General features: G+C 75.0%; 1 pseudogene. It reads right to left on the reverse strand.

Annotated elements, in window-relative coordinates:
- A pseudogene (locus tag ACFU6K_RS38765) lies at window positions 1-1,510 on the reverse strand (ABC transporter permease); the annotation flags it as partial.

Consider the following 1,510-nt stretch of genomic DNA (forward strand, 5'->3'; position numbering starts at 1 on the left):
GCGGCGCAGCAGGGTGATCCGCGACCGGGTCAGCACCGCCGCCAGGCCGGCCGCGAGCAGCGGCAGCAGCACCACGGTGGCGGCGATGGTGGGCCACGGGAAGACCACGATCGCCTTGTTGGCCAGCTCGGCGGGGCTCATCCCGGGGTAGCCGCCCGTCGCGGCCTCGACCTTGCGCAGCGCCACTCCCGGCACCACGCCGCAGACCGCGCCGAGCAGGGCGCCCATGGCGGCGATCACCCCGCACTGGAAGCCGGACAGCGAGCGCCGGATGCGGGGTTCGGCGCCGACCGCCGCGAGGGTGGTCAGGTCGCGCTGGGAGTCGGCGGCGGCCAGTCCGGTGGCGATGCCGGCCGCGCCGAGGGCGACGATGGCGGCGAAGACGTTCAGGCCGAGCTGGATCAGTCCGGCCCGGGACTCGTAGCCGCGTTCGATCTTGAGCATGGTGTGGTCGGTGAGCTTGGCCATCGCGCCGTCGGCCTTCTGCTGGGCGCCGTCGGAGGGCATCGCGGCGGGCAGCCAGACCGAGCCGGCCGCAGTGGTGGCGAAGCCGAGCCGGGCCGCGGTGGCCGGGCTGACCACGGCCTGGCCCGGGGCGGGCACCGCGGTGTCGGCGAGGACGGCGTCCACGGCGATCTCGGTGGTGACCGGCTTCTCCCGGGAGTTGCCGCTCGAATCGGGGTTGCCCGGAAGGGTGTACTGGAGGGCGAGCTTGCCGTCCTTGAGGTAGCGCCGGTCGAACACCACGGCCTTGCCGGCCGCGAGGGCCTGGCCGACCCCCTGGTCGGTGACGCCGTAGAGGTTGCGCAGCAGGGTGGCGTCGCCGGCGACCAGCGCGGTGTAGGGGGTGCTGCGGCGGTTGTCCGACTTGCAGCGCGGGTCCGTCCCCAGGATCCGGTAGTGCTCCGCGGGGTCGACCGGATTGGCCTCGTCGAGGGCGGGGCAGCGGTCCGCCTTGGGCACCTCGACCCTGATGTAGCCGCAGAAGCTGCCGTCGGGGCAGCTGCCCTTGGGCTCGACGCGCTGGACGTCGGCGCGCTGGCCGAGGTCGGGGATGCTGCGTTCGACGGCCTCGCGCATCTGCGGCAGCAGCTTGCCGTCGGCCTCGGTCATCCAGCCGGCGCCGAGCATGACGGCCTTGGAGGGCCCGGAGGCGACGTAGTCGCGCCGGTTCTGCTCCTCGTAGCTGGCCATGTAGACGCTGACCGCGACGGAGCCGGCGACGGCGGCCATCACGGCGGCCACGGCGGGCGCGGTGCGGCCGCGGTGGCGCACCGAGTCGCGCAGGGCGAGCCGGGGGCCGAGCGAGAGCCAGCGGCCGAGCCGGCCGAAGAGCCCGACCAGGTAGGGCGTCAGGACGACCATGCCGAGCTCCGCGACGACCGAGCCGCCGAGGACGGCGACGCTGCGGTTGCCGATGCCGGCGGTCGCGCCGAACAGGGCGAGGGCGCCGCCGCCGCCGAGCATCAGCAGGCCGAGGACGGCGAGCCTGCGGCTCGGCGGCTTGAGC

The sequence above is a fragment of the Kitasatospora sp. NPDC057512 genome (assembly GCF_042802135.1).
Classification (GTDB): domain Bacteria; phylum Actinomycetota; class Actinomycetes; order Streptomycetales; family Streptomycetaceae; genus Kitasatospora.